This is a genomic window from Deltaproteobacteria bacterium, assembly GCA_016874775.1.
In the GTDB taxonomy this organism is placed as follows: domain Bacteria; phylum Desulfobacterota; class Binatia; order Bin18; family Bin18; genus VGTJ01.
In genome coordinates, this window is sequence record VGTJ01000026.1 from 1 (window position 1) to 19,960 (window position 19,960).

Genomic DNA, 19,960 nt, shown 5'->3' on the forward strand with positions numbered 1-19,960 from the left:
GTCACCCACGGGGGAAAGTTGCACGGCAACATTCGCCACTGACACCCCGTGCGCGTCACATAGAGAATCGCATTGAGAATCTGCCACAGCTCCCATTTGCGCGGGCGGCCTCGGCGAGAGGCCGGGGAAAAGAAGCTCTTCAATTGTGTCCATTCGGTCATGGTCAGGTCCGTTGGATAAACTCGCGGCAGTGTATTCATCCCTCAAGCTTACCAATCCCTTTTTCAAAACACTCTCTAAAGATTTCCGGGTAACTGGCTTTGATTTTCTTCTGCGTCTCGGCATCAATCGGCGAGTTGCGTAACGGCGCGCAAAAGTTAGGGGTACGCTGGAAGACGGTGAGATGGCCAACCTCTTTGGCGATCTCGGTGATCAATTGGACAGCCGTCGCGCCGGTGCCGATCACACCGACACGCTTGCCCGCAAACTTCACCGGCGTATGCGGCCATACGCCGGTGTGGTACCACTCACCTTTGTAATCCTCGATCCCTTTAATGTTGGGCATCTGCGGTGCAGACAGCACGCCAATTGCAGTAATGAGGAATTTCGCCCGTGCGCTGCCGCCCTTTTCCATGCGCACTTCCCAGCAATTGGCTGCTTCATCGTAGATTGCTGACGCGATGCGGGTGCTGAACTGAATATCTTTGCGTAAATCGAACTTGTCGGCGACATGGTTGAGGTAGCGCAAGGTCTCTGGCTGGCCAGCAAAATGCTCGCTCCAGTCCCATTCCTGCAGCAGTTCTTCTGAGAACGAATACCCGTAGCTATAACTCTCAGAATCGAAACGACAGCCTGGATAACGGTTCCAATACCAGGTACCACCAACGCCAGTCCCTGCCCCGTAGACGCGCACCGTCAGACCCAGCTGACGTAGCCGATACAATTGATACATCCCGGAAATGCCTGCGCCGATAATGATCACATCAAATTGCTCAACTGGTTTTACATCGACTGCCGCTGCCTGCTGCTGTAAAGAACTTGCCATGTATTCCTCCCTTTTGTCTGCCCTTGTCTCTTTCAAGTGTCGCTTTTGGTGACAGCGGTGTCCTGCTCTGTCTCCAGAGGCGGCAGTAGCCCCTCTCCTGGGTACCGCTTCGCCTCTCACCATCCGGGCACTGCTCTCTACGAGCAAATCGTACGCCAAGAAGAATCGCCAGCTGTTTCCTTACTCAATACTTCCTACTCGCGTAGAAGCATCACGGAGATCTTGTCGAGCAGATATTGGCCCAAATTTTGTAGGTGTCTGGACACAAGAGTAGTTTTGCTCGAGTATGTCGAGTCTGGTTTGTACGCGACGCATTAACACTGTTGGTGAGAGGAAGGGATCACACCATGGCACAACGTTCACAGGACAAGAAAGACCTTCGTATTGTCACCATTGGCGCTGGTATGGCCGGAGTGCTCTCGGCCATTAAACTGCGCGAAGCGGGCTACAACAACTTCATCATTTACGAGAAAGGCGATACGATTGGTGGCACGTGGCGGGAGAATACCTATCCAGGGCTTGCCTGTGACGTGCCGGCGCATTTGTATACCTATTCATTCGAACCCAATCCGGACTGGAGTCGTGTGTATGCACCAGGTCCTGAGATTCGTGTCTATTTTGAAAATGTCGCCAAGAAGTATGGTGTCGTCGATAGCGTGCGCTTTAACGAAGAGATTACCTCGTGCGAATTTATCGATGGCCGCTGGCATCTGCGCATGAAGAGTGGGAAGACTGATCACGCTGATGTTGTTATCGCCGCCAGCGGTGTCCTGCATTATCCCAATATCCCTGAGATTCCAGGGTTGGGGAGCTTCAAGGGCGCATGTTTCCACAGCGCCAGATGGGATCACCGCGTGCCGTTGGATGGGAAACGGGTTGGTGTCATCGGCACGGGATCAACAGCAATCCAAATCACCTCAGCGTTGGTTGATCGGGTTGCTAGGTTCAAGCTGTTCCAGCGTACAGCGCAGTGGGTACTGAAGCTGCCAAACCGAGAGTACGATAAGACCGAGCGCGCCGAATTTGCCAAAGATCCCAAGAAGATCGCCGTACTTCGTGAAGAGCTTGACCAATTCTTTGGCATCTTTAGCGCGGCGGTGATCGATGCTGAGTCGCCGCAGATGAAGCAGATCGAACGGGATTGCCTGGCGAATCTCGACGAGACCGTGAAAGATCCAGCCTTACGAGAGCGACTCAGACCTCACTATCGTGCAGCGTGTAAGCGACTAATCATGTCGCCCGATTTCTATGAAGCGATCCAGCATCCCCATGCTGAGCTTGTCGCTGCAGCGATTGAAATGATCGAACCACAGGGCATTCGCACAAAGGATGGCGTGCTGCACGAACTTGACGTACTCGTCTTAGCCACAGGCTTTCGTGCTGATCGTTTTATTCGTCCAGCAGTGGTGCGCGGGCGTGGCGGCATCGATCTCGATAAAGTGTGGGAAGATCACCCTGTCGCCTATCTGTCGATTTCAGTTCCAAATTTCCCCAACTTCTTCATGCTCAACGGGCCGAACGGTCCGGTCGGCAATTTCTCTCTTATTCGCATTGCCGAACTGCAACTCCACTATATTTTGCAACTGCTGGAGAAAGTTCGCACCGGTGAGTGTCGAGAGATCAGCCCGACTCACAAAGCAGCGACTGAGTTTGAAAAGGCACGTGCTGAAGCCGCCAAGAAGTCGATTTGGGCCACTGGTTGCAAGAGTTGGTATCTTGACAAGCATGGTGTCCCAGCCAGTTGGCCGTGGTCGACTAAACGCTTCGATGAGGAGATGGCCAAGCCAAAGTTCGAGGCGTACGAGGCAGTGGGGTGAGTGAATACAGATAAAGCGAAACCGAATCGTGATTGTGTAGTGAGGAAAAGCTGATATTCCATCCTTGTCACCCTGAACGAAGTGAAGGGTCTCGCAGCGAGATTCTTCGCTTCACTCAGAATGACATTTCCTAACAACCACGGCGCGATGCGTACAGACTTCGCAATTCGGAGTTTAGAGTACAAGCGACGGAGAAACCGGCGCTGCCCCCTCAAAAAGGCGCATACACTCTTTGTTACAATTCTTTTCCGTTCCTAGACACCACCCCGAACACCGCTCGACGTCGAGGACGTCCCACGGCTGCCCTTTCCATGCAACAAACTGGGCTTCTACCGTTTGGTGTTTGACTGGACAAACGATCCGTTTCGGGTACAGGGCTTTCTTCAGCGGCGTCTCCATCAGGTGCCAAACCCACATGGCGGCTGCAATGCCCAACGCCGTGATAAGGACAAGAATCAGCAGCCCGGTCAGTAACGGAGTGAAAGCCAGTATAAGATCGATTTCAACCGGCATGGCATATCCAGGAAAGATTGGCGGAAGCATAAGATACCCTCCCTAGTCGTTATTTTCTCATATGTATCAGCAAGAGTGAGGCCACAACGTGAGCGCGTACGACCTGAGAAAAAAGGCAGGCGTTCTCGGCGATTGTTTCCAATGGCGACACACTGACACGCGAGTGACGCCATTGGTCGCATGGCTGGCACTGCCAACAGCGAGAGTGCCTTTCTCGTATGCCTTTTGTGTCTCTTCTCTTTGGCACACTTCTCGCTGTGACAAACAACCATGCGACGAAGTATATTAAGGAGGCAACCATGAAGTTTGGCTTGTTCTATGAGATGGAAACCCCTCGTCCGTGGCATGACAGGTGTTCACCATGAATATCGATCCGAAAGATGCGTCAGCTGCCCAACTCAAAACGAGAAATTCAACAAGTTATTTCTCGACACATCTCAACCAGATAAAATACGGAAAATCATGCATAGAGAGGAATTCATGAAGAGACGACATGTCCTTGGTTCTTTTGCGGTAGCGTTGTTGTTAGGGAGTGCGAGCGCGTCAGTCAGTATTGCTGGCCAGGGGGACCCTGTTGCTGGGAAAGCAACGTATGAGAAAGTTTGCGCTATGTGTCACGGCAAGACCGGGAAAGGCGACGGTCCCACCGCTGCTGTACTCAATCCCAAGCCGCGTAATCACACCGATGGCAATTACATGAATACGCTTAAAGACGACTACCTCTTTAAGGTTGTGAAAGAAGGTGGTCAAAGCGTTGGCAAGTCGCAACTGATGCCAGCGTGGGCAGCGCAGATCAAAGATCCAGACATCTGGAATACTATCGCCTATATTCGTACGTTGGCTGTGCCAGCCTACCAAGGTGCTGGAGCCACCACAGGCGCAACGGCTGCCCCGACGACAACTAGTGCGGCTCCGGCGAGTGGAAAGTAGTCAGCATTTAATCGTCTGTAGCGTGCGCCATGCGCACGCTACGCCAACTCTATATGAGAGCCTGTCCTAGTGCTTTTCTTCGCGTTCTTCTTTCGCCTGTCGATAAAGCCAGAACGCTATCCCTCCGACGAGGAGGAATGGCAGCATCGATAACAACACCCCAGTACCGAAGAAGGCCATCAGATTCTCTCTCTTCGATACAAAGCACACAGAACAGCCAAGTGCGGAGTAAGGAGTCGCAAGAAGAACGGTCAGCAGAACAGACACTAACCAGCAGTGAGTCATGTCGATTTCCTCGAAAGATGACGCCGTAACGCTTCTCTACAGCACATACACCAGCACATAGAGAATCGGCCACAGTAAAACGACGAAATACCAGAATACCTGCACCGCGGAAAAGCGCACCCGACTTAGTTCGCTCCGCGTGAGCTGCCTCCAGCAGTAGATCAACGCAATGATCGCCGCCACCGCATGGAGCGCATGGGCACCAATAAGCAGATAGAAGAACGAACCGTACGTGCTTGAGCGCATCGTCAAGCCAAAGCTAATCAAGCGAATCCATTCGTATCCTTGGAACGTGACAAAGAGTGCTCCCAGGCCGATAGCCAAAGCCAAAAGCTTTCGCGTCTGATCGAGATCAAAGTTGACAAACGCCGCATGCGCTCTGCGTAACGCGAAGCCGCTCGCCAAGAGGATGAGCGTATTGATCGCCGTCGCCTCCACTGGAAGGCGTGGTTGATCAGGCGGGGGCCAGACAACCCCAGCCCGCGTCACAATAAACGCACTGATCAGACCGGCAAAAAACATGATTTCCGTCACCACGAACAACAGCATTCCCACGACACCGTTGGCAGGAGTAGTGGTTCGCCGATACGGCGGTGAGTTAATTCCCATCGTGGTTACATTGTGCATATTCTTCTCAACCAAGGGTCTCTCAGAGATTCTTCGCTCCGCTCAGAATGACAGAATCGCAACGTCTCAGCGTCACGTGTACGAATGGTCCTTGGTCCAATTTAGCCTGTCACCTCAAGCCTATGACTTTTTCCCTACTGACCATTAGTGATTCGCCACTGCCGGGGGTCCCTTCTCTGTGACCACATGCTGCCAATTGTGTCCGCCCTGCTTCATAACATCGGGAGCAACTCCTGCATACAACACGACCATAAACACTAACATCGTTATCAAGATAAACCAGATGTAGCGTTTCTCAACGTTCAAATGCATGAAATAGGCGACCACTAAACCGGCTTTACACACCCCAATGCCAAAGGCAAGGACAACCGTCAGCGCCGGAACACCGAACAATGGTCCAAGCATACTGACAATAAACAGACCGATAAGGATCAGATAAATCTTGATGTAGTCTGGATGCGCCGGGTGTGTCTCGTGAACTGTCTCTGGTGAAGCATTCATGAGTTTCATTCCTCCACTCTTCTCAGCAATCTATTTAGCCAGGTAGAACAACGGAAACAAAAAGATCCACACCACATCGACGAAGTGCCAATAGATGCCGATCAGCTCCACACGATGCAGATTCCGCCCTTTCGCTGCATCAACAGCCACGATAGATAAGATGATCATGCCGATGATGACGTGCAGCCCATGTAAGCCGGTCGCGACATAGTAATAGGACCAGAACACATCACGGAACAGCGTGAAACCGTGAGAGATTTCGCTAGTGTATTCATACGCTTTGACGAGCAAAAAAACGGCTCCGCCACCAACTGTCATCCACAAATAGCGAGCCGCACCTTGCCCATCTCCTTTTTCGGCTGCCTGGTGACCTAGTACTGCAGACAAACTGGAAGTGAGCAAGACGATAGTGTTGAATGCGCCTGCCCAGGTATTGGTGTGCGAAGCCTCGGCGGTCCAGTGCGCATTATGCACTCGTAACATGATATAACTCACTAATAGTCCACCGAAGATAACAATCTCCGAGGCAAGAACCCACCATATGGCGAGCCTGCCGGTCGGGATGCCGGTTGCACTTCGGCTTGTAGCTAACGGGGCGTGTGTTGCTGTAGCTTGCGTCATACCTGTTCCTTTGTTCCCTCACCTTCTTCTTGCAACGACGGCCATCTCGGGTGCTTCGTTGTTCCTCGGCTATCCATTGACTGGGGATGGATTCTCCTCTGGTTCATGTTGTGGCCAGTAGTCTTCGGCCCGGCCAGGTACACCATACTCGTATGGACCGCGATACACGGTTGGCATCTCAGCAAAATTGCCGTGCGGTGGCGGAGATGGGACTGCCCACTCTAGCGTATTTGCCCGCCAGGGGTTATCTCCGGCCTCGTCACCGTCGATCAGGCTCTTGATGAAGTTGTAGAAGAAGGGAATCTGAAAGAGGAGCATCATCACGAGCGCAATAGTGGCAATGACGCGCAACTCCTGGAGACCTGGGGTCGCAAGCTGTGAAAAGTGCTCATAGCTATATATGCGACGATGATCCCCAGCCACGCCAGTGATAAAGAGCGGAATGCAGATGACATTGAAGGAGATAATCGTTCCCCAGAAATGAATCTTGCCCAACGTCTCATTCATCATGCGACCGAACATCTTGGGAAACCAATAATACACGCCTGCGAACGTCGCGATGATAGCAATGGGAAAGAAGGTGTAATGGAAATGCGCCAGCACGAAGTACGTGTCGTGCAGATAGATGTCGGTACCGCTTGAGCCGAGAAAGATACCGGTCACCCCACCCAGCAAGAATTCAGCAACAAACGCCAAAGCCCAGAGCATCGGCGTCGTCAGCTCGATCGACCCTCCATACAGCGTGGCAATATAGGAAAAAATCATCTCAGAAATCGGCACCGAAATGAGCACGGTCATGATAGTAAATAAGTGCGCCATACGCGGGTCGATGCCAGCGACAAACTGATGGTGAGCCCACACCACGAAACTCAAGACTCCAGTAGCGAAGGTAGTGTACAGGATAGTTTTGTAGGCGAACAGTTTCTTGCGGGCAAAAACGGTGATGATCTCAGCAACCACCCCCATCGCCGGCAGTAGTACCACGTACACTCCTGGATGACCGAAGAACCAAAACAAATGTTGCCACAGCAACGGATCGCCACCGGCTTGGGGATCATAGAAGCGGGTCCCGACGACTTGATCAAACGGTAGCATCACTGCACCAGCCACAAGCGGTCCCACCGAAGCCATAAAGACAATGACGGCAACAATCGTCATCCAGATAAAGATCGGCAATCGATAGGCGGTCAGTCCCTCAGCCCGGGCGTTCATGACGGTGGTAATGAAATTGATCCCACCAAGAAGGAAAGCGACGAATTCCAGAGCGACCGCGATCAACCACAAGGGTGCCCCATACGGGGTGTGATTGTACGAAGCACTGGCAGAAAGTGGCGGATACGCGGTCCAGGCACCACCAAATCCTCCACCGGGAACAACGAGTGATATGAGGATAACCACGGTACTCAAAAAGAAGATCTGGTAGGACAGCCGGTTGAGACGAGGAAACACCATGTCATCGCAACCGATCATCAACGGGATCAGATAGTTACCAAATCCCGCAATCAGCACCGGCATCGCCACCCAAAAGATCATGATGGTTCCGTGGTTCGTGACCAGCGCGTTGTACGCCAACGGCGACACCAGACCGTAGCCAAACACAGATTGGTCTGGAAACGCGAGTTGCATCCGAAACACATAGGCCATGAGCCCGCCGATCACCGCCATAAACATGCCGGTAAACATATACTGCAGGCCAATAATTTTATGATCGGTAGAAAAGAGGTACCTTCTGGCAAAGTCCCCCCACCCTACGTCAACATGGTCGCGTTCGATCGCAATATCTCTGGCGGCTGTTCCAGCCATTATGACCTCCTCATCAAATCAGCTATCAGCAGTCAGCTATCAGCGGTCAGCCAGCAGGGAAAGGCAAAAAACGTTACACTCGTGCCCCAGGACCTTTCTCTACGTTACGCAAGAGGCCCGTGTATGTGTCATACTGAGCGGAGCGAAGAATCTCTCTTGAAGAATCTTCCTGAGAGCCCTTTCGTTTCACTCGGGCTGAAAGCTTACCCCTGCTCACTCATCCACTTGTCGTACTCTTCTTTGGTCTCGATCTGGATACGTGCAGCCATCACGCCGTGTCCAAGACCACACATTTCAGCGCACTGAATATCGAACTGGCCGGTCTTGGTCGGTTTGAACCATCCAGTAATCACGCGTCCTGGCACTGCGTCTTGCTTCAAACGAAACACCGGCACCGAAAAGCTGTGAATGACATCTTTTGACAGCAATTCGAAGTGATAGACCGTATTCTCTTTGACATGCAGCTCATCGATACGAGTAATGTCATCGGCAGTATCCAATTGCCCATCTGGTCCCGCATGGACAAACGTCCACGCCCATTGCTGACCAACGATGCGCACCCTCTCCTCCGCCGCTGGCAGTGCCTGCTTGACGTTGATCCACACTAGAATAGTTCCGGCAATGAGCCCCAGGTCACAGAGAATGACGAGATAGTGCGGGATAGACACCCATTGCTTTTCCGCTTTCACTTCACCGGCAACGTACAATGAACGCACACCGTCTTGGCGTCGAAAACGGAAGATAAAGTAAAAGAGCACCCCTTGCGCGACGACGAACCAGAAACCAACAGTTATGAAGATTACGGTGAACAGCCAGTCGATGTCATGGGCGAAACTGGCAGCTTGCGGTAAAAGATACTCAAGCATCATTCCTCTCCGTTTGTGTGGCTCTTGCTCTGCAAATCAGTGCGGCAGCACGAACAAAACACTGCCCAGGATAAACACCAGGCAACATGCGACAGTTAGATAAAAAGTCTTTTCGGCGAGACTCTCACTGGACATTTCTTTCATGGCGATCCTCACCTCCCTCACCTTGCATCTGCGAAATCGTTGACCGTTAGCACTTGGCCAGAACGCCCGAGAATTTGGTGTACCACTGCTCACGTGTCTACATCGGACCTCATGACATTTGCCCACGTTGGGTAGCGTGCGCTGTGCGCGCGATGCCCCCACGGATACGGATCCCTGTGCGCATGGCGCACGCTACACACTTTCGGATGGCAACCTCATGTGTCCCAATCTCTTATGGTCTGAGTGAGCCGTGCACAGGTTGTGTCATTATGCATCTTTATTTCTTGGCTACCCCAAGGCTCGTCACGTATGCCGCCAAATCATTGAGCGCTACGTCATCCTGCAGCATCATCGTCATAGCTCGCATCTGCATCCCTGGAGCATCATCTTTGTGGGCCCCACGCTGTCCATCGCGGAACTTTTTGAGCTGCGATACGATGTACCAGTCACCTTGAAGGAGCAAACCTGGAGATCTCACCTCCGCATTCCCTGCTCCTCCCTCCCCATGACACGCACTGCATGTCGTATAGAGGTTCTTCCCGCGCTCGTGATCGCCAGAGACAGTGGCCATTCGCGGTGTCGGTGCGAGAGAAGCAATATAGATCGACACTGCTTTCACATCTTCATCTTTGCGTAACGTCCGCGCCATCGGTCGCATCTGTAGCGCAGCAGCATCATCGGCATGATAGCCGCGCAGGCCGTTACGGAAGTTTTGCAACTGCGCTTCGAGATACCAGGCTTCAACTCCAGCGAGAGCTGGCGCATGGCGTTGCTGGTCCCCCTCTCCCTTCTCTCCGTGGCATGTTGTTGCACAGAGAATGTAGAGTTGTCTTCCACGTGCGATGTCGTCAGCGTAAACAGAGGTCCCCTTACTATTACTGAGGAACAGCACAATAAGGACGACGCCTGCAACAGTTATCCTGTCTGGCCAGCAAAAATGTTTCTGCTTGTATCGTCGTTGAGTACCCACCCGACTCCTCCTGCTTGCGTGGTATCGCAATTTTCCGAGCGCGATACAGTAAAACAAATAGCAGGATGTGTGCCGCACCATCGTCAAGAAGCCTGTGTATAAGGTCAGGCACTTAGCGTGGCGGTTGAGAAAGAACTCGCACCGGGAAGCCAGGAAGTGTCTCCAAAGGAAACAGGACCAAGCGTAATCAGCTCACAATGTGGCAAATGTGCAGTGATGCCGAACGATACACCCGAAACAAGGCACACAAGGCAGTGGTGCGATCGGCAGCACCACACTGCCGAGAAAAACACGAGAAACAAAGGATTGCTCATTTATGCAAATGTCACAAAGGTGGCATTCCCGTTGCACGTGGGGTTCCGTTATGCGTGCAGCGAAAGTCTTACGACGAAGAGTCCTGCTGGTATCGCAAGACAAACGTCTCAAGCGCCAAGTGCAAGACTGTTTAACGATGAGTGGGTTCCCGGCAACCCTCATCATGTCGTTTGACAACGAACATCCAGGCATCCCGGACGGCAAGAAAACGTTACCTCACGTTATTGTGCTCGACGATAGCGTCACCGTACAACAAGGCCCGACGTTGCTGGACACGTTTCATCGTTACGCACCCCACGCGTTCGTGATATACATCGCGGGTCAACATACCCCCGAACTCGAACGGACCGTACGGCAACTCGGAGTCCTGTACTACACAGCCAAGCCCCCTGATGACCTGTCGCTGCAACAGGTGCTCACTGCAGCGCTACAACGCTCGACGCAGGGTGAGAAGTCCGCCGCGTGACAAGCATGCGTTACTCCGCATCTACAATTTGATATTTGGCAATTTTCGCATACAACTTCTTGCGTGAAATCCCTAACAGCTTCGCGGCTTGTAATTTATTCCCGGATGTTGCGTTTAACGCCCGGACGATCAAGTCGCGTTCAGCATCGATAAACAACGGTGGAGGTGTATTCGGTGACACTTCCATTGGTCGTGGAGTCGGGGACATGCGCGAGAATGTAGACGGAAGATCGCTCAGCGAGATCTCTGGATCACGGGCAAACGTATAGGTGCTCTCAATCACATTCATCAATTCGCGGATGTTTCCCGGCCATGAATGCTGCATGAGAACAGCCAGAGCATGTGGCGACATCGTCCGTCGTGGTACGCCAAAGCGCTCGCTAAAGTAGGTCAGGAAATATTCCACCAGCAGGGCAATATCTTCTTGGCGTTCGCGCAGTGGTGGGAGCACGAGGGTATTTACGTTCAGACGGTAGTAAAGATCTTCACGCAAGCGGCCTTGTCGTACGGCTTCGTGGGGATCGCGATTGGTCGAGGCGATGATCCGCACCTTGACCGGTACTTCACGAACCGACCCAACCGGGCGAATCGCACGCTCTTGTAATACGCGCAGTAGTTTCGCTTGGGTATCAGGAGCCATCTCGGTCACTTCATCAAGAAAGAGACAGCCTCCTTCTGCAGCACGGAATAGGCCTTGATACTCGGTTGTGGCCCCACTGAATGCACCACGCCGGTAGCCAAACAACTCACTTTCAATTAACTCCCGAGGCAACGCCGAACAGTTGACTGGTACAAACGGAGCGGTTCCGCCACTCACTTCATGGATAGCTCGTGCGACCAACTCTTTCCCGGTGCCACTCTCACCCACGACCAGTACCGTGCCGCGGGCCATCCCGGCGGCACTGATCCGTTGGAAGACATCTCGCATTGCTGGACAGTGTCCGACGATGCCGTGGAAATGCTGACGCGCCTGCACATCGGGCGCGAGTCGCGCCACTTCTTGTTCAAGCGCCTGGGTACGCGTATGGGTTCGCGCCTGGGTCGTGCCAAAGTAGGTCTCAGCCAAAACCATCATGCGGCAATGGCTGAGTTTATCGAAGGTCAGCAGCATGCTAATGCGTTCGCTGGGTCCGGTGCTCCAGGGAATCTCATCAAACACGACGCTACAACTTTCCTCAAACAGGTGCAGACACGAGATGACCTCACGAAACGGCACGCCGCGTTCGACCAACTGCTCACCGGTCGCACGCAAATCCATGACGAAACGTTCCATATCTCCCTGCAGCAGATGGGTGACGGTTTGTTGCAGATCATGACCATACAAAGTGGAAAATTCTCGCTGCGACAGCGTGACCGCTTCGCCGAAATGCACGGTATAGAGCTGGTACCAACGAGTTAACACCTCGTCCTCACGCTCACGCAAAGCTTGTAAAATTTCACGTAAACGTTCGATCTCCTCGTCCCAGAGGAGATGGAAGTATTGCGGTCGTTGCATCGCAACAGGAATCGTGGTCATAGTTTGTTAGTACCTGACCTCACGTAAGATGCCAAGGGAGATGGGCTCTTCCTCTCCTCTACGATCCTTCTTCTGGTGGAGAAATATAGACAAACTGTCGACTCGGTTCAGGCTCGCTGGTTAACTGTCAGGTCTCATAACATCGCGCACTAAGAATTCGTCGAATTTCTTGGATTTTTGCACAAAAATGAGTACGCGATGTCATGAGACTCGACAGTTAACGACCACCCAAGTTTGAGACCGAGAATAAACCACCCGAGCGCCAGCGTGCCAAGGGCAAAGATCGTATCGCCGATTACGCGTAACCATCGCAACGTGCTCATGGTGTCAGTTTGCAGAAATTCCGCGGAACGTGCGTACCACAAACCATGTTCAACACTGGCCCAGGTTTGCAGTAACCCTATGGGCAAAAGACTCAACAATGCCATCAGTAACAACCCACTGTTCATTGCCCAAAAGGCAAACGTCAGCGCACCCGTTTTCCACACACGTTGTTCCGTCAATCCGCGCAGACAAAACAGCATCAGCCCTATCCCAAGCATGCCATAGACGCCAAACAGTGCGGTATGGCCATGCAGTGGTGTCGTGTTTAATCCTTGCATGTAATAGAGTGCAATCGGTGGGTTGATGAGAAAGCCAAACAGCCCAGCGCCGACAAGATTCCAGAATCCCACTGCCACAAAGAAATAGATCGGCCATTTGTATGCCGCAGCCCACGGCTGGCGGCGACTCAAAGTCAGATTGCCGTAGGCTTCATACCCGATAAGCACCAACGGCACGACTTCAAGTGCACTAAACGTTGCTCCGAGTGCGAGAATAGCCGTCAGAGTACCAGTGAAGTATAGATGGTGAAAGGTGCCAATGATGCCACCGGTGAGATAAATTGTCGTGGAGAACAAGACTGCACGGGTCGCGGTCACCGTCGGCAACAACCCCAGACGACTGAAGAGAAAGGCAATGACCACAGTCGCGAATACTTCGAAGAACCCTTCGACCCACAGGTGCACCACCCACCAGCGCCAATATTCGACCACTGCCAGGTTGGTGTGTCGTCCCCCACATAATGCCCGCCGCGTAAAAGAGTGGGATCGCTACCGAAGCGATAAAGAAGACTATCAGAAGATCTCGTTCTTGATCAGCCTTCTGTAATGCGCGGCGCATGGGCCGATCCATCAGTATCAGCCACACAATGAGTCCAACTAAGAGAAAAAGCTGCCAGAAGCGTCCCAAGTCAACGTACTCATAGCCCTGGTGGCCGAACCAGAAGTTAGTGGCAAGGTCGAGCCGCTGCTGCACGCCGAGCCATTGGCCAGTCAAAGATCCCACGACAATAATCAGCAGGCAAACAAACACGAAGTTTACTCCCAGTCGCTGATACGGTGGCTCATAGCCAGAGACCGCAGGCGCGACAAAAAACCCAGTTGCCAGCCATGCAGTCGCGATCCAAAAGATGCCAAGCTGGACATGCCACGTCCGTGTCACCGCATAGGGCAACCACTGCGCCAGCGGAATGCCATAGAATCCACTGCCTTCGACACCATAGTGTGCTGTTACCGCACCCAGCAGCACTTGGACAACAAGCAACGCAGCGACGACCCAGAAGTATTTTACCGTCGCTTGCATCGATGGTGTCGGGGTCAGCCCACGGAGAGGGTCGTCCTCAGGAACGGTATGAGCATTGTCATCTGCGGTGTGGTTCTTGACAGCGAAGTACCACGTCAGCGCACCAATGCCTGCGAGGAGCAACACAAAGCTGATGACTGACCAGACAATGATTGCCCCGGTTGGGACATTGTCGATCAGCGCTTCTGGCGGCCAGTTGTTCGTGTAGGAAATCGTCGCCCCAGGTCGATTGGTTGCACAAGCCCAGGCCGTCCAGAAAAAGAAGGCATTGAGCAAACGCTGACGTTCTGGGTCTTTAATCGCGTTCTCCGCCAATGCATAGGCATCTCGCAACGCTGCCAGTTCCGGGGTATTGCCGAACAGCGCAGTGTAGTGTGTACCAACCGCACTAATTGCTTCAGCGCGGACAGGTGAGACCAGCAGATCTCCTGTTTCTGCCTGGTAGGTGTTGGTTCGGAGCTCACGTTTGAGCTTCACCCGCAGTGCGGCTTGCGTCTCTTCGTTGAGTTCAGCATACGACACCTGGTGTTGCTCGCGCGCCCACTGGTTGAGAAGCCAGACTGCTTCTCGATGTAACCAATCAGCCGACCAGTCCGGAGCGACATACGCCCCATGCCCCCAGATACTGCCAACCTCCTGACCTCCGAGTGACTGCCAAACATTCTGCCCATTGCGAATATCATCGCCGGTAAACAATATCGTTCCCGACGGAGTAATCACACGTTGCGGGACAGGTGGCGCTTGCCGATAAATCTCACGGCCGAAATAACCGAGCACTGCGAAAGCGGAAACGACAACAATGCCGAGCGTTCCCCACAACTTCGTATGACGCATCCCTCTCTCCTTCCGTATTTTCCTGAAAGAGCGAGAAACATGCCACCACTTCATATCCAGTAGGGTAAGGATTCAGTGTGAATTGGTTTGTAGGGGCACCCCTGTGTGGGAGCTTTTTTCCTTGGCGGCCACATAGAACCGCCCCTACGAAGACACATCCACGTGTCGAACTGAACCACTGCCCCTAGTAGTCAGTCCATTTAATTTTGAGGGATAGGGGTTTCGTCATGCCCGCGCAGGCGGGCATCCAGGGAAATTCAGCAGTGGCCTGTAGTTAAGCCTCCTGGATTCCCGCATGCGCGGGAATGACGTCCCTTGAGTTATCCATCAAACTTTCTGGACTATCTACTAGTACCGTGTCTCGCCAGTTCATTAGCGGTGAAATCGTAGGGCGCGTGGTACGCGCCAGTTCAGTTGGTGCGCTTCGCACGCCCTACAACTGCTCATGAAGTTATGAGACACGATACGAGTAGACCTGTGAGTCTACGCTGCCGATTCGCAGAAATAGGAATCAGAGCAGCGGGGTTTCGCAAGAATGAGAAACCGTAGCGAGCAATCGGATCGCAGAACACTCGTACACGTGACGCTCAGACCTCTCGCTCCTGTCATTCTGAGCGGAGAGAAGAATCTCCCGGAGAGACCCTGCGTTGTACTCAGGGTGACACTACTGTTGGACCAATCTGCTGTGGTTTAGTTTGGAACCTGTAACGCCCACAGCGCACGCTACCCACACTGAGTCCACGCCATATATCGTCGCGGCATACTTTCTGCTTATCTAGAAGAGCGAGGAGGAAGGTAGCATGAAGAGCGTAGGGGATATTATGACTCGTGAGGTCGTCACGCTCGCACGTAACGACTCCTTACTGGTGGCAAAGGACATTCTCCAACAGGGTCGGATTCGCCATTTCGCTGTGGTTGACAATGGCATAGTTGTCGGGGTTGTCAGTCAGCGAGATTTATACAAAGCCTCGCTCGGATCGGTCCTCAAATACGGCGAAAAAGCGCAACAGGCCTTTCTGTCTGGCATTTCCATCAAAGAGGTCATGAGTGATCCACCAGTCACGATTACACCACATGTGACAGTGCAGGAGGCGGCACGCTTGATGATGGAACGGAAAATCGGCTGTCTTCCCGTCCTTGAGGGACCAAAGCTTGTCGGTATTGTGACTGAGAGTGACATGCTCAAGCTGGTTCTGGAAATGGCGGAGTAACGACTGAATCGACCTGAGGTGGACACCGCGAGACTGTCACCCTAAGTGCAACGCAGGGTCTCGCACCGAGATTCTTCACGACGTAGGCCGAGATAAAGCCAGAGGTCGTTCCCGGCAACTCATGCCGGGAACGCTTCGCTTATGCCGGCCTCCCTGCCGTTTCTCTTCAAGCAAAGGCAAACTGACATACACTGGACGAAAATATTCCCCTCCACGTGAGACGTCTGGTGTCCTTTCTTCTCCCAGTAAAATTGCTAATCTGGGCGCTCGCACACTCACATAAGGAGATTCGCATGCAATCCGAGACCCAATCGGCTGCACCAGTAAGCCTCCTCCCCGCAGCGCATTATCGTATCGTCGTTGTTGGCGGCGGAACCGCCGGGATCACCATCGCGGCACGGCTTGCCCACAAAGTTCCACCATCAGAAATCGCCATCATCGAACCGTCCGATAAGCATTACTATCAGCCCCTGTGGACGCTGGTTGGTGGCGGCGTTTTCCCCAAGCAACAAAGCGAACACGACGAGCGAGCCCTCATTCCGCCCGGTACCACATGGTTGCGCGACGCGGTCACCGAATTCTCTCCAGATACGAACACGATACTCACGCGTGAAGGCAAACGGGTGCACTATGATTCTCTGATCGTCGCCCCTGGTCTGCAGTTGGATTGGGATAAAGTCAAAGGGCTAAAGGAAAGTTTGGGTCGTGATGGTGTGTGTAGTAACTACTCCTACGACACAGTCGATAAGACGTGGGAATTTATTCGCGCCTGCAGAAGCGGCAACGCCATTTTCACGCAACCGAGCCCGCCAATTAAATGCGCCGGAGCGCCGCAAAAGATCATGTATCTGGCCGATGATACATTTCGCAAAAACGGCGTCCGCCAACAGACGAACGTTATTTTTACTTCGGCGGCGGCGGCAATTTTTGCCGTCAAGAAATATGCCCAAGCCCTCGACACCATCGTTGCGCGCAGACAAATCGATGCTCGATTCCAACACAACTTGGTTGAGGTTCGCTCAGCCAGCAAAGAAGCCGTCTTTCAACGACTCGATACCAAAGAAGAAGTGGTTTTACCGTACAACCTCTTGCACGTGACTCCACCCATGAGTGCCCCGGATTTCATCAAACGTAGCCCACTGGCAAACGAAACTGGCTGGGTCGATGTCGACAAGCAAACGCTTCAACATGTCCGTTATCCCAATATCTTCAGTCTTGGCGATGCGAGTAGCCTGCCGACCTCAAAAACTGGTGCGGCGATTCGCAAACAAGCCCCAATTCTGGTGCAGAATCTGTTAGCCGCTCGACAGGGAAAGTCACTCACAGCGCGCTACGATGGGTATACATCCTGTCCACTTGTTACCGGCTATGGGAAACTGATCCTGGCCGAATTCGACTACGATCTCAAACCTCAGGAAACGTTCCCGTTTGATCAGGGACAGGAGCGGTACAGTATGTATCTGTTGAAGGCGTATGGGTTACCTGCCTTGTACTGGCACGGAATGGTGAAAGGAAGGGCGTAGAAACCCTACTTGATCAATCGCTCAGGAACCCCAGCGGGAAAGACATTTTTCAATTCGGCTTGAATTCGTTCAGCACGATTCCCTGGATTGGGATGGGTACTAAAGATTTCCGGTTGACGACCACCTCCGGCTGACTTCTCCAGCACTTCCATCACTCCTAGAAGTGCGCGTGGATCGTAGCCAGCCGCGGCCATCCAACGCAACCCAAGGCTATCTGACTCGAGTTCATCTTTTCGTCCAAAGCGCATATTGATCAGCCCTGCAACCATTTGAGCCATGTGGGCACCTTGCATGCTCGGGTCCGCGGCCATCACGGCAGCTCCAGTGAGCCCTTGGGTAAGTTTCTGCTTCGCTATGTGTTCAGCCGAATGGCGAGCAACGACATGAGCAATCTCGTGTCCGAGTACGCCCGCGAGTTCCCCAGGGCTACGGAGCAATTGAAGTAAAGCTTCAGTAATAAATATCTGACCACCAGGTAAAGCAAAGGCGTTGATCGTTCGTTGATCTGCCAAAAGATGAAATTCAAATTTATAGGGAGATTTACCAGCCGGTGAGCGCTCAACGATCTGCTGACCGATCTTCTTTACTAACGCCACCGACTGCTGGTTCTTCGACAGCCCACCGAACTGCGCAGCCATCTGCGGAGCCGAATGCATCCCCAGTGCAGTCTCTTCTTCCACGGACAAACTAATGCGCTGCTTTTCTCCGGTCACAGGATTGATACTTGACGAGCCATAGTACGAAATGAGCGACATGATGGCAAAGACGAGACCAATGAGTAAACGAATCTTGAGACTCATCGCTTCTGTATTCCTTCCTCACTTTATTCGACATGCTTCCACGCATGATACGAACTGCGTACCAGTGGGCCAGATTCAACGTGACGAAATCCTAACGCTAAGGCTTCCGTTCGCAACGCAGCAAATTCGTCAGGATGGACATAGCGTTCAACTGGCAATTGATCCTGTGAAGGCCGCAAGTATTGGCCGAGCGTCAGGATATCGCAATCAACCGCGCGCAGATCACCAAAGACTTGCAGCAATTCTCCATACTCTTCACCGAGCCCAAGCATCAGGCCGGTCTTGGTCTTGAGATCAGGACGGGCCTCTTTGGCTTTCTGAAGGACACGGAGCGAGCGTTCATACTTGGCACCGGGACGCACCCGTTTATACAGGCGCGGGACCGTTTCGGTATTGTGGTTATAAATCTCAATCGGTGACAACGCGACCGTGGCAACCGAGGCCTCGTTTCCTTGGAAGTCTGGCGTCAACACTTCAATCGTGCAGTGTGGGTTCAACAGTTTAAGCGCGCGCGCGGTCGCAGCAAAATGTTCAGCTCCACCATCAGGCAGATCATCACGATTGACCGATGTCACAACAACGTGTGACAAGCCCATCTTCAATGCGGCCTCAGCAACACGATGCGGCTCTTCGGGATCGAGGGTCACCATACGACCGTGCGAAACCGCACAGAATCGACAGTTGCGCGTACAGACGTCACCCATCAGCATAAATGTCGCCGTGCCGTGCCCCCAACACTCACCGATATTGGGACACTGCGCTTCCTGGCAGACGGTGTTGAGCTTAAACGTCGAGACGATAGCTTTCGTCTTGTTATAGACCGGGCCGCTCGGCATTCGCACTTTGATCCAATCAGGATGACGACGTACGATCGGCTTCGGCGAGCCTTCGAGTTCGGCGTTCGGCGTTGGGCGTTCAGAAGGTTCTATAAATTCTGCCATACGATGTCCTTGTACCCGAAATAGCGGGCAAAAGCTTCAACAATGACTGGTTTCACAGTATCAACCGCTACTGGCCGTGCAAGCAGGCTCGCCATTGAGGTCATCTGTACGTCAACGAGACCGCAGGGAATAATATCAGAGAAATACGACAACTCGGGCTCGACATTCAGAGCAAAGCCGTGGTAGGTCACCCAATGCCGCACCCCGACCCCAATCGAGGCGATCTTTTCATTTCCTACCCAAACTCCGGTCAACCCCTGCGCGCGATGCGCAACGATATCGTACTGCGACAAGACCTGAATCAGGACCGCCTCTAACCCGCGCAGATAGGCATGCACGTCACGCCCATGCGCGCCGAGGTGAACAATAGGATAGCCAACTAGCTGGCCTGGACCATGATACGTCACATCACCGCCCCGACCAACGCGATGCACCGGAAGGTCATGTGGGGTAAGCAGATTATTGGCATTACCGCCACGACCCAGGGTAAACACAGAAGGATGTTCAAGCAGAAGAAGCGTATCTTCGCACTCACCACGATAACGCTGCATTAACAGCTCTTCTTGCAGCTGGAGCGCTTGTTGATATTCGATAAGGCTAAGGTCGATACAATGGAGAAGCATTATGAATGAAAAATTAAAAATGCAAAATGCAAAGTGAAGGGCGAAA

The 19,960-nt window shown here is 52.8% G+C and carries 18 protein-coding genes and 1 pseudogene; 5 read left to right on the top strand and 14 right to left on the bottom strand.

The features are described 5' to 3' along the window. Both FJ147_06395 and FJ147_06400 read right to left on the bottom strand, forming a co-directional pair. The coding region (locus tag FJ147_06395) for a transposase (protein ID MBM4255513.1) at positions 1-200 on the bottom strand (200 nt) is incomplete at its 3' end. Next, positions 197-985 (bottom strand): NAD(P)/FAD-dependent oxidoreductase, encoded by a 789-nt coding sequence (locus FJ147_06400; protein ID MBM4255514.1) that lies wholly within the window; start codon positions 983-985, stop codon positions 197-199. The genes FJ147_06395 and FJ147_06400, both read right to left, overlap by 4 nt. Before the next feature lie 347 nt (positions 986-1,332). Here FJ147_06400 and FJ147_06405 point away from each other — a divergent pair, with 347 nt between their 5' ends. Then, the gene (locus FJ147_06405) at positions 1,333-2,802 is read left to right on the top strand and encodes an NAD(P)/FAD-dependent oxidoreductase (GenBank protein MBM4255515.1); all 1,470 of its coding nucleotides are present in this window, start codon (positions 1,333-1,335) and stop codon (positions 2,800-2,802) included. Between the two features lie 174 nt (positions 2,803-2,976). Here the strand turns inward: FJ147_06405 and FJ147_06410 are convergent, their stop codons facing one another. Then, positions 2,977-3,345, bottom strand: coding sequence for a hypothetical protein (locus FJ147_06410; GenBank protein MBM4255516.1), 369 nt, complete (start codon positions 3,343-3,345; stop codon positions 2,977-2,979). Positions 3,346-3,633: 288 nt separating this feature from the next. On the opposite strand from FJ147_06410, the gene FJ147_06415 reads away from it, so the two are divergent. Next, positions 3,634-4,245, top strand: coding sequence for a cytochrome c (locus tag FJ147_06415; GenBank protein ID MBM4255517.1), 612 nt, complete (start codon positions 3,634-3,636; stop codon positions 4,243-4,245). 321 nt (positions 4,246-4,566) lie between these two features. On the opposite strand, the gene FJ147_06420 is transcribed toward FJ147_06415, so the two are convergent. From FJ147_06420 to FJ147_06445, 6 genes are all read right to left on the bottom strand, one after another. Next, positions 4,567-5,157 (bottom strand): heme-copper oxidase subunit III, encoded by a 591-nt coding sequence (locus FJ147_06420; protein MBM4255518.1) that lies wholly within the window; start codon positions 5,155-5,157, stop codon positions 4,567-4,569. A 144-nt stretch (positions 5,158-5,301) separates the two neighbouring features. Beyond that, positions 5,302-5,667 (bottom strand): caa(3)-type oxidase subunit IV, encoded by a 366-nt coding sequence (locus tag FJ147_06425; protein MBM4255519.1) that lies wholly within the window; start codon positions 5,665-5,667, stop codon positions 5,302-5,304. Positions 5,668-5,688: 21 nt separating this feature from the next. After that, a complete protein-coding gene (locus FJ147_06430; protein MBM4255520.1) occupies positions 5,689-6,279 on the bottom strand; it encodes a cytochrome oxidase subunit III in 591 nt (196 codons plus the stop codon). A gap of 69 nt (positions 6,280-6,348) precedes the next feature. Beyond that, entirely contained in the window at positions 6,349-8,082 is a 1,734-nt protein-coding gene (locus FJ147_06435) for a cytochrome c oxidase subunit I (protein ID MBM4255521.1), read from the bottom strand. Positions 8,083-8,285: 203 nt separating this feature from the next. Further along, a complete protein-coding gene (locus FJ147_06440) occupies positions 8,286-8,951 on the bottom strand; it encodes a cytochrome c oxidase subunit II (protein MBM4255522.1) in 666 nt (221 codons plus the stop codon). Positions 8,952-9,369: 418 nt separating this feature from the next. After that, entirely contained in the window at positions 9,370-10,143 is a 774-nt protein-coding gene (locus tag FJ147_06445) for a c-type cytochrome (GenBank protein MBM4255523.1), read from the bottom strand. 283 nt (positions 10,144-10,426) lie between these two features. On the opposite strand from FJ147_06445, the gene FJ147_06450 reads away from it, so the two are divergent. Beyond that, positions 10,427-10,843: a response regulator gene (locus tag FJ147_06450; GenBank protein ID MBM4255524.1), complete on the top strand. Its 417-nt coding sequence runs from the start codon at positions 10,427-10,429 to the stop codon at positions 10,841-10,843. Positions 10,844-10,853: 10 nt separating this feature from the next. Here the strand turns inward: FJ147_06450 and FJ147_06455 are convergent, their stop codons facing one another. Beyond that, positions 10,854-12,359 (bottom strand): sigma-54-dependent Fis family transcriptional regulator, encoded by a 1,506-nt coding sequence (locus FJ147_06455; protein ID MBM4255525.1) that lies wholly within the window; start codon positions 12,357-12,359, stop codon positions 10,854-10,856. A gap of 149 nt (positions 12,360-12,508) precedes the next feature. Further along, a pseudogene (locus FJ147_06460) lies at positions 12,509-14,816 on the bottom strand (nitric-oxide reductase large subunit). Between the two features lie 800 nt (positions 14,817-15,616). Here FJ147_06460 and FJ147_06465 point away from each other — a divergent pair. Together FJ147_06465 and FJ147_06470 are read left to right on the top strand one after the other, a co-directional pair. Continuing rightward, positions 15,617-16,027, top strand: a complete 411-nt coding sequence (locus tag FJ147_06465; protein ID MBM4255526.1) for a CBS domain-containing protein — start codon at positions 15,617-15,619, stop codon at positions 16,025-16,027. A 293-nt stretch (positions 16,028-16,320) separates the two neighbouring features. Next, the gene (locus FJ147_06470; protein ID MBM4255527.1) at positions 16,321-17,550 is read left to right on the top strand and encodes an NAD(P)/FAD-dependent oxidoreductase; all 1,230 of its coding nucleotides are present in this window, start codon (positions 16,321-16,323) and stop codon (positions 17,548-17,550) included. 5 nt (positions 17,551-17,555) lie between these two features. Here FJ147_06470 and FJ147_06475 read toward each other — a convergent pair whose 3' ends face one another. The 3 genes from FJ147_06475 to lipB are packed head-to-tail and all read right to left on the bottom strand — an operon-like array spanning position 17,556 to position 19,914. Then, the gene (locus FJ147_06475; GenBank protein ID MBM4255528.1) at positions 17,556-18,350 is read right to left on the bottom strand and encodes a M48 family metallopeptidase; all 795 of its coding nucleotides are present in this window, start codon (positions 18,348-18,350) and stop codon (positions 17,556-17,558) included. A 23-nt stretch (positions 18,351-18,373) separates the two neighbouring features. Next, the gene (gene lipA, locus FJ147_06480) at positions 18,374-19,291 is read right to left on the bottom strand and encodes a lipoyl synthase (protein MBM4255529.1); all 918 of its coding nucleotides are present in this window, start codon (positions 19,289-19,291) and stop codon (positions 18,374-18,376) included. Beyond that, positions 19,276-19,914 (bottom strand): lipoyl(octanoyl) transferase LipB, encoded by a 639-nt coding sequence (lipB, locus tag FJ147_06485; GenBank protein MBM4255530.1) that lies wholly within the window; start codon positions 19,912-19,914, stop codon positions 19,276-19,278. The genes lipA and lipB overlap by 16 nt, the downstream gene beginning before the upstream one ends. Between the last annotated feature and the right edge of the window lie 46 nt (positions 19,915-19,960).

What these genes read in the sequence shown, in the direction of transcription:
- FJ147_06410 (MBM4255516.1), bottom strand. Translation starts at nt 3,345, where the DNA reads ATGCTTCCGCCAATCTTTCCTGGATATGCCATGCCGGTTGAAATCGAT.
- FJ147_06440 (MBM4255522.1), bottom strand. Translation starts at nt 8,951, where the DNA reads ATGATGCTTGAGTATCTTTTACCGCAAGCTGCCAGTTTCGCCCATGAC.
- FJ147_06425 (MBM4255519.1), bottom strand. Translation starts at nt 5,667, where the DNA reads ATGAAACTCATGAATGCTTCACCAGAGACAGTTCACGAGACACACCCG.
- FJ147_06415 (MBM4255517.1), top strand. Translation starts at nt 3,634, where the DNA reads ATGAGATGGAAACCCCTCGTCCGTGGCATGACAGGTGTTCACCATGAA.
- FJ147_06470 (MBM4255527.1), top strand. Translation starts at nt 16,321, where the DNA reads ATGCAATCCGAGACCCAATCGGCTGCACCAGTAAGCCTCCTCCCCGCA.
- FJ147_06465 (MBM4255526.1), top strand. Translation starts at nt 15,617, where the DNA reads ATGAAGAGCGTAGGGGATATTATGACTCGTGAGGTCGTCACGCTCGCA.
- FJ147_06455 (MBM4255525.1), bottom strand. Translation starts at nt 12,359, where the DNA reads ATGACCACGATTCCTGTTGCGATGCAACGACCGCAATACTTCCATCTC.
- FJ147_06430 (MBM4255520.1), bottom strand. Translation starts at nt 6,279, where the DNA reads ATGACGCAAGCTACAGCAACACACGCCCCGTTAGCTACAAGCCGAAGT.
- FJ147_06445 (MBM4255523.1), bottom strand. Translation starts at nt 10,143, where the DNA reads ATGGTGCGGCACACATCCTGCTATTTGTTTTACTGTATCGCGCTCGGA.
- lipB (MBM4255530.1), bottom strand. Translation starts at nt 19,914, where the DNA reads ATGCTTCTCCATTGTATCGACCTTAGCCTTATCGAATATCAACAAGCG.
- FJ147_06400 (MBM4255514.1), bottom strand. Translation starts at nt 985, where the DNA reads ATGGCAAGTTCTTTACAGCAGCAGGCAGCGGCAGTCGATGTAAAACCA.
- FJ147_06450 (MBM4255524.1), top strand. Translation starts at nt 10,427, where the DNA reads ATGCGTGCAGCGAAAGTCTTACGACGAAGAGTCCTGCTGGTATCGCAA.
- FJ147_06475 (MBM4255528.1), bottom strand. Translation starts at nt 18,350, where the DNA reads ATGAGTCTCAAGATTCGTTTACTCATTGGTCTCGTCTTTGCCATCATG.
- FJ147_06420 (MBM4255518.1), bottom strand. Translation starts at nt 5,157, where the DNA reads ATGCACAATGTAACCACGATGGGAATTAACTCACCGCCGTATCGGCGA.
- FJ147_06405 (MBM4255515.1), top strand. Translation starts at nt 1,333, where the DNA reads ATGGCACAACGTTCACAGGACAAGAAAGACCTTCGTATTGTCACCATT.
- FJ147_06435 (MBM4255521.1), bottom strand. Translation starts at nt 8,082, where the DNA reads ATGGCTGGAACAGCCGCCAGAGATATTGCGATCGAACGCGACCATGTT.
- lipA (MBM4255529.1), bottom strand. Translation starts at nt 19,291, where the DNA reads ATGGCAGAATTTATAGAACCTTCTGAACGCCCAACGCCGAACGCCGAA.